Source organism: Nostocoides japonicum T1-X7, assembly GCF_001046855.1.
In the GTDB taxonomy this organism is placed as follows: domain Bacteria; phylum Actinomycetota; class Actinomycetes; order Actinomycetales; family Dermatophilaceae; genus Nostocoides; species Nostocoides japonicum.
Genome location: NZ_HF570958.1, coordinates 4,550,822 through 4,554,043, shown reverse-complemented (window position 1 = coordinate 4,554,043; position 3,222 = coordinate 4,550,822). Strand labels below are relative to the sequence as shown.

Here is a 3,222-nt window from a genome sequence, read left to right as displayed (position 1 = left end):
CGCAGCCTCCGCGCCCGGCCGCCCCCCGGCCGGGCGGGCGGACGGGCTCGACGCGCACGACGTCCTGACGTCGGCGCCGCCAGACCGCCAGAACACGACCCACGAAGCAGAAGGAGATCGGCACCCATGCCGAAGAACAAGACCCACAGCGGCGCGAAGAAGCGCTTCCGCGTGACCGGGAGCGGCAAGCTCATGCGCGAGCAGGCGGGCCACGTCCACAAGTTCCACGAGAAGACGCCGCAGAAGGCGCGCCGACTCTCGCGTGACGTCATCGTCTCGACGGCCGACACCAAGGCCGTCAAGAAGCTCCTCGGCAAGTGAGCCGGTCCCCCTCGATCTCGTAAGAAGCAAGGAGAACTCACGTGGCACGCGTGAAGCGGGCGGTCAACGCCCAGAAGAAGCGCCGGGTCGTCCTCGAGCGCGCCAGCGGCTACCGCGGTCAGCGGTCGCGGCTCTACCGCAAGGCCAAGGAGCAGGTCCAGCACTCCCTCGCCTACTCCTACCGCGACCGTCGCGCCAAGAAGGGCGACTTCCGTCGGCTGTGGATCCAGCGGATCAACGCGGGCGCTCGCGCCAACGGCATGACGTACAACCGGTTCATCCAGGGCCTCAAGGCCGCCGAGGTCGAGGTCGACCGCCGGATGCTCGCTGAGCTCGCGGTCAACGACCCGGCCGCGTTCACCGCGCTCGTCGAGATCGCGAAGGCCAACGTCCCCTCGACGGACGCCCCGGCGAACGCCTGAGCCGCCCCGTCACCCCGTCCGAGCGCCGGGAGACGCCGTGCTGACCAATCCCCGAGCCGATCGGGTCAAGGCGGTGCGCGCGCTCTCCCGGCGCTCGTCGCGCGAGCGGGCCGGACGATTCGTCGCCGAGGGCCCGCAGTCGGTCCGTGAGGCGGTGCGGTATGCGCCGGCCGACGTCGTCGACCTGTATGCCGATCCTGCGGCGGCCACACGGCACGCCGACCTCCTCGCCGAGGCTCGAGCACACGGCATACGGGTCCATCCGGCGAGCTCCGACGTCCTCGCCGCGATGACGGAGACACCGACGCACCAGGGGCTCCTCGCCGTCTGCCACATCCCAGGGCCCGGTCCCGATCCGCTCGGGGAGATCCTCGCGTCCGGGCCTCGGGTCCTCGCCTTCCTCACCCACGTCCGCGACCCGGGCAACGCGGGAACCGTCATCCGCGCGGCCGACGCGGCGGGGGTCGACGCCGTCCTGCTCAGCGAGGGCTCGGTCGACGTCCACGCCCCCAAGGTCGTCCGCTCGACCGCGGGCTCGCTGTTCCACCTGCCCGTCGTCACCGGCCTTCCCGTCCCGGCGACGCTCGACCGGCTGCGCGACCACGGCATCCACACCCTCGCGGCGGACGGCGCCGGCTCGACCCTCCTGCCGGACGCCGACCTGCGGGGGCCGCACGCCTGGGTGTTCGGGAACGAGGCCTGGGGGCTGCCGCCGGAGGTCCGGGCCCGGTGCGACGACGTCGTCCGGGTCCCCATCCTCGGCCGGGCGGAGTCGTTGAACCTCGCGACGGCGGCGACGGTGTGCCTCTACGCGTCGTCCGGCGTCGGTGTCGTCACGTCGAGCCCCGGGAGCAGTGTCCAGTTTCCTGGGGACTAGTCACGGGAACTAGTCACTGGGTTAGCCTTGCCCTCATGGATGTCCCGCTCGGGAAGGAGGCACTTGGTCAGGCCGTCGCCGCGTCCGAGATGCTTCCCGACGGGCTCGTCGTCGTCCTCGGCAACTGGCAGGTCAGGCACCTCAACGGTCCCGCCGAGCGGATCAGCGGACTGCGGCTCCAGGACGGCCTCGGGCGCGACGTGCGCGAGGTGCTGCCGCTGCAGGAGCGCAGCGGGGAGCTGTGGTGGGAGGCCATCGACCCGTGGGGCGGGCTGAACATCCGCAGCGGGCATCGTGAGCGACTCCTCCTGCTCCCCGGCGGCCGCGAGGTCCTGGCGACCGCCCGGTACCTGCGGCCCGGCCGCAACGTCCCCGCCGTCGCCCTCCTGCTCGGCCTCCGGTCGGCGGAGGGCAGGCAGCGTGCCGAGACGGAGCACGCGGCCCTCATCTCCACCGTCGCCCACGAGCTGCGCTCGCCGCTCACCGGGGTCAAGGGGTTCTCCTCGACGCTCCTGTCCCGATGGGACCGCTTCACCGACGAGCAGAAGCGCTTCATGGTCGAGACGATCCAGGCCGACGCCGACCGCCTGGCCCGCCTCATCACCGACCTTCTCGACGTGTCCCGCCTCGACGCCGGACGGCTGCGGCTGCGCCCGGAGCCCGTCGACGTCGAGGAGACGTTCCGGCGCCACATCACCCGGCTCGTCGCCGCCGGCCACGACACGGAGCGGTTCGTCGTCGACGTGGGTCCCGAGCTCCCGCCCCTCTGGGCGGACGCCGACCGGCTCGACCAGGTCCTCGCGAACCTCCTCGAGAACGCCCTGCGCCACGGCCGGGGGACCGTGACCCTCGGAGCTCGGAGCGGGCTCATGGGGGACGGCGCCCCCGCCGTCGACGTCACCGTGAGCGACGAGGGCGACGGCATCGACGAGCGGGCCCGCAACCTCGTCTTCAGCCGCTTCTGGCACGACGCGAAGCAGGGCGGGACCGGCCTCGGCCTCTACCTCGTCAAGGGCATCGCCGAGGCCCATGGCGGCGTCGCCAAGGTCGAGGAGGGCCCGGCCGGCGGCGCGCTCATCCGGATCCGCCTCCCGAGCGTGGAGCCCGAGTACCTCCGCCTCTGATCCGCGTCCTCTCGCCCTTGGCCCTTGTCCCTCGCCTCTGGTCCCGTCGCCTTCCGACCCCGGGCTCGCCCCCTTCGCACGTGCCGAGTTGTTGTCGTCGCCGGCCTTGTTCGGGAGCATCTACTCGGCACGTGCGGGGTTGTCGTGGTTCCTCGACGGATCCGACCACGGAAAGCCCGCACCTGCCGACGTGGGCTGGAGCACGTGCGGGGTTGTCGTGGTCGAGTCGGCCCGGACGCCGCGAGCGTCTCTATGGGGAAGCTGGTTGGAGTCCTGGCTCGGGCCAGCTTCCCCACAAGGTGTCGACTCCTTGTCGTCCTCATCTCCTGTCGTCCTCTGTGCTCGCCGGCCGAGGCGCTCGATCCGCACGTGCCGAGTTGATGTCGTCGCCGGCCCTATTCGGGAGCATCTACTCGGCACGTGCGGGGTTGTCGTGGTTCCTCGACGGATCCGACCACGGAAAGCCCGCACCTGCCGA

At 71.8% G+C, this 3,222-nt stretch carries 4 protein-coding genes; all 4 read left to right on the top strand.

The features are described from left to right. The first annotated feature begins 126 nt into the window (after window positions 1–126). From rpmI to BN12_RS20665, 4 genes are read left to right on the top strand one after another with little or no spacing between them, the layout of a single operon-like run. On the top strand, window positions 127–321 hold the full coding sequence (rpmI, locus tag BN12_RS25875) for a 50S ribosomal protein L35 (protein ID WP_048555420.1): 195 nt from the start codon (window positions 127–129) through the stop codon (window positions 319–321). Between the two features lie 41 nt (window positions 322–362). Next, window positions 363–743 carry a 50S ribosomal protein L20 gene (gene rplT / locus BN12_RS20675; RefSeq protein ID WP_048555419.1) on the top strand — a complete coding sequence of 127 codons (381 nt, stop codon included), beginning with the start codon at window positions 363–365 and terminating at the stop codon, window positions 741–743. Window positions 744–780: 37 nt separating this feature from the next. Then, window positions 781–1,620 carry a TrmH family RNA methyltransferase gene (locus BN12_RS20670; RefSeq protein ID WP_048555416.1) on the top strand — a complete coding sequence of 280 codons (840 nt, stop codon included), beginning with the start codon at window positions 781–783 and terminating at the stop codon, window positions 1,618–1,620. 35 nt (window positions 1,621–1,655) lie between these two features. Continuing rightward, window positions 1,656–2,744 (top strand): sensor histidine kinase, encoded by a 1,089-nt coding sequence (locus BN12_RS20665; protein WP_048555414.1) that lies wholly within the window; start codon window positions 1,656–1,658, stop codon window positions 2,742–2,744. Window positions 2,745–3,222: the final 478 nt, after the last annotated feature.